The 4177-nt window shown below is 72.6% G+C and carries 4 protein-coding genes; all 4 read left to right on the top strand.

What is annotated here, in order from left to right; all coding sequences use genetic code 11:
* The first annotated feature begins 534 nt into the window (after positions 1-534).
* Positions 535-1488 (top strand): phosphatase PAP2 family protein, encoded by a 954-nt coding sequence (locus F8271_RS30155; protein WP_192580525.1) that lies wholly within the window; start codon positions 535-537, stop codon positions 1486-1488.
* 28 nt (positions 1489-1516) lie between these two features.
* Positions 1517-2206 (top strand): response regulator transcription factor, encoded by a 690-nt coding sequence (locus tag F8271_RS30150; RefSeq protein ID WP_151493195.1) that lies wholly within the window; start codon positions 1517-1519, stop codon positions 2204-2206.
* Complete coding sequence (locus F8271_RS30145) at positions 2203-3651, top strand: HAMP domain-containing sensor histidine kinase (RefSeq protein WP_151493194.1); 1449 nt, start codon at positions 2203-2205, stop codon at positions 3649-3651. The genes F8271_RS30150 and F8271_RS30145 overlap by 4 nt, the downstream gene beginning before the upstream one ends.
* Positions 3648-4177: hypothetical protein (locus F8271_RS30140; protein ID WP_151493193.1), on the top strand; the 530-nt coding region annotated here is incomplete at its 3' end. The genes F8271_RS30145 and F8271_RS30140, both read left to right, overlap by 4 nt.

Here is a 4177-nt window from a genome sequence, read left to right as displayed (position 1 = left end):
CTCTGCTGGCAACGCCTGAACGCCCTACCCACACCCACCTGACCAGCAACAACCATCCCAGCGAGCCGGAAAGGGCCGCACCCCGGGAATCGGAGACCCGGCACACCGTCGTGACAGACGACGCACACACCTCACACCATAAAGGACAAAACGGTCAAGCCGAAAGCCGTACCAAGGGATCAATACCCTCTGACGGATCGAGGCCGATGACCAGGGAGGCGACCGGAATTCCGCGCATTTCCCCCAACCCCTTCCGGTTCCCCAACGTGCTCCGGATGGTTTTTTTGCATCGTCGATCGATTTATTGATCGGTCAGCGTCTTGACCTTAGTGGTGGCGCGTCTCGGCTGGGTTAAACATAGTTGCATGTAAGCATGTGAATGGTTGCCTCGGGAAACGCCGGAGTCGTTAGAGCCGACTTGGTCGGTTTTGCCCGGCGTGCTGCCCGAGGTTTTCCGCGGTCGCGCGGAAACTGTGACAGAACGAAGACAATCCGCGGACGGCGCCCGGACCTGCCGGGTCGAGCATGACCACCATGTCCATCGGATCGTCGTACTCCATCGGGCGGTCGACACCCGGCCCGCCGCGACCGCTGCCCGCCACCCACGCGGCCCTGGCCCCCAGCCTGCGGCTGCTCGGCGCCGGCGTCGGAGCCCTGCTCGCCCTCGGCCTCACCGGCGCGCTGTTCGTCCGGACGTACCCCGGTCAGTGGCTGGACGGGCTGCTCCTGCCCCGCGCCGAGCGCGGCGGGGGGTACGCGCAGCAGAGCACCCTGCTCGGTCCGGCCCGCAGCGTGCTGGCCGCGTTCGGTGACCCGGCGCTGCTGGCGGCGCTGCTCGGCGCGGTGCTGCTGCTGGGTCTCCTCGGGCGGCGACTGGTGGCCGCGCTCGTGGGCGTGGGCATGGTCCTCGGTGCGGTGGTGGTCGCCGGGGCGGTCAAGTCGGCGCTGTCACGCCCGGATCTCCAGGTCGAGAGTTCGAGCATCCACAACAGCTTTCCGAGTGGTCACGTGGCGGTGGCGACGACCCTGCTGCTGTCGTTCATGCTGGTCCTGCCCGCCCGTGCGCGCCGCTGGCTGGCACTGCCGGGTGCGGCGGGGGTCACGGTGGTCGCGGCCGCCACCATGCTCGCGGGCTGGCACCGGTTCAGCGACGCGCTCGGCGGCGTGCTGCTGGGGGTGGCGCTGTTCTGCCTGGCTGCGGCCGGGTTGGCCGGACGGCCCGGTGCCGCCGGGCCGAGGGCTCCGGACGCCGTCCGCACGGCCGGCGGTGCGGCCTGGCGTGGTCTCGCCGAGGCGGCGATCGGCCTGGTCGGGCTGGGGTGGGTGCTCCTGGTGGTGCTGCCCGGGCTGAGTGCCGCGGTGCCCCGCGGGGCGCTGGTCGCCATCCTGGCGGTGGCCGGGTCGACGATGCTGGCCGTGGGGTTGGTGGTGTGGCTGGTGCGGTCGGTGGACTTCACCCCGCCGCCGGATCGATCGATGAAAGGCTAAACACATTCATGATGCGATACTTGGTGACATGTCCCAGGTCCTGCTGATCGAAGATCACCAGACGGTGCGCGACGGACTGCAGCTGGCGCTGACGCGACAGGGGCACACGGTGGAGGCCGTGGCCACCGGCGAGCTGGGGCTGGAGCGGCTGCGCGCGGGCTCGTCCGACGTCGTGGTGCTCGACCTGATGCTGCCCGGGATGGACGGGTTCGAGGTCTGCCGTCGGATTCGCCAGCTGGGCGACCTGCCGATCATCATGCTGACCGCCCGCAACGACGACATGGACGTGGTCGCGGGCCTGGAGGCGGGGGCCGACGACTACGTGGTCAAGCCGGTGCAGGCTCGCGTGCTCGAGGCGCGTATCCGCGCGGTGCTGCGCCGCAGCGCGTCGCGGCGCGCCACCGCCGAGCGTTCCGGCCTGGAACAGTACGGGGCCCTGAGCATCGACCGGGCCGCGCTGGTGGTCAGCAAGGGCGGGACGCCGGTCGGCCTCGCCCCCACGGAGTTGCGCCTGCTGCTCGAACTCTCGCACACGCCGGGTCAGGTGCTGAGCCGGCAGCAGTTGCTGGAGGCCGTGTGGGAGCACGGATACCTCGGCGACTCGCGGCTCGTGGACGCCTGCGTCCAGCGGCTTCGCGCCAAGATCGAGGACGACTCGTCCGCGCCGGTGTTCATCCAGACCGTGCGCGGCTTCGGGTACCGGTTCGGGCCGCTGTGACACCGTGGCGCTGGGCCGTCGGCCTCCGGGTCCGGCTGCTGCTGGCCTTCGCCCTGCTGGGGGTCACCACCACGGCGGTCGTGGCCAGCGGCAGCTACTTCCAGGCCCGGACCGTCATCCTGCAGCAGGCGCAGGACGCCGCGGTGCTGTCGCTGACCGACCAGCTCGCCAAGGTCTACCCGCTGCGCCAGCTCCCGCCCACCCAGGACGACCTCGACACCTTGGCCGAGCGCCTCTCCGACCGGGAGGGGTACGCGGTGGTCCGCTACCGGGACATGCAGGCGCAGGGCAGCGAGGCACCCGACCTGCTCACCCCGGAGCTGCGCCAAGCGGTCGGTGACGGCTCGATCGCCTGGCAACGCGTCTCGTTCGACGGACAACCCGTGCTGCTCATCGGCACCCAGTTGGGGCTCGAGCGCAGCAACGGCTCGTCCGTGCCGTCCGGGCTGGAGGTCTACTCGGTGCACAGCCTGGCCTCCGAGCAGCGGAGCATCGACCGGCTCGCCACGCTGGCCTGGCTGACCGGCGGGCTCTCCCTGGTCCTCGCGGTCCTGCTGGCCCTGCTGGCCGCCCGGGGCGTGCTGCGCCCGATACGCGACCTGGGCCGGGCGGCGCGCCGGCTCGGCGAGGGTGATCTGACCACCCGGCTGTCGGTCCGGGGCGCCGACGAGCTGGCCGACGTGGCCCGGACCTTCAACGACACCGCGGCGACCCTGGAGCGCCAGGTCGGTGAACTGCGCCGGATGGAGGCCGACGCGCGGCGCTTCGTGGCCGACGTGTCACACGAACTCCGCACGCCGCTGGCCGCGATGACGGCGGTCACCGACGTGCTGGACGAGGAGGCCGACCGGCTGCCCGGGGACGCCGGCCGGGCCGCGCGGCTCGTCAGCCAGGAGACGCAGAGCCTCACCCACCTGGTCAACGACCTCATCGAGGTCAGCAGGTTCGACTCGGGCACGGCGCGGCTCGCCCTCGACGACGTCGACGTTGCCGCGGCGGTGACCGCGACCCTGCGGCTGCGGGGTTGGGTCGGCCGGGTCCGGACCGACCTGCCGCCGGGCATCGCCGCCCGGCTGGACCCCCGTCGGCTGGACGTGATCGTCGCGAACCTGGTGGCCAACGCATTCCGGCACGGCGCCGAGCCGGTGTCCCTGCGCCTGCGCGCGGACGAGGGCTGGCTCACCGTCGAGGTCAGCGACGAGGGGCCCGGACTGGACCGGGAGGTGCTGCCGCACGTCTTCGACCGCTTCTACAAGGCGGACACCGCGCGGACCCGATCCGAGGGCAGCGGCCTCGGCCTCGCCATCGCGTGGGAGAACGCACGCCTGCACCGCAACGCCCGGCAGCGGGGGAGTCTCGTGGCCGGCAACGGCACGCGCGGTGGCGCGGTGTTCACGCTCCGGCTGCCCCGGGTCGCGGCGGCCGGCGAGGAGGGAGCCCGATGACCCGCCGTCGCGTGCTGACCCGGACCCTGCTCGCCGGCGGGCTCCTGCTCACGCTGCTCGTGGCGGGCTGCGGCGTCCGGCCCAGTGCGGTCATCACGGGCCGTCCCGCGCAGAGCGGCGCGTCCCAGGGCGCCCGGCTCTACCTGCTCTGGCACGGGCGGCTCGCGCCGGTCGTCCGCGGGCTCAAGGTGGACCCTCCGCCCGACGTGGCGCTGGCCATCCTCACGGCCGGTCCGGACGAGCAGGAACGCGGCCACGGGTTCACCTCCGAGGTGCCGGCCGGTCTCTTTCCGGACCCTCCGGCGCAGGTGCCACCCGGCCCCGAGGGGGCCTCGTCGGCAGTGGTGACGGGCGGACGGGACGGCCTCACGGTCACGGTGACGGGCGCCGCGCTCGCGCTGTCGGCGAACGCGGCCGACCAGATCATCTGCACGGTGGCCGACGCCGCGGCGCAGTCCGGACCCGCGCAGTCCTTCACCCCGGTCACCATCGTCGGGCCGGACGGCGCCCGCCCGGCCCGGCCCTG

Origin of the sequence: Micromonospora sp. ALFpr18c (assembly GCF_008868155.1) — a bacterium.
GTDB lineage: Bacteria > Actinomycetota > Actinomycetes > Mycobacteriales > Micromonosporaceae > Micromonospora.
The sequence above is the reverse complement of the archived record's forward strand: the minus strand, read 5'-3'. Positions and strand labels throughout refer to the sequence as shown.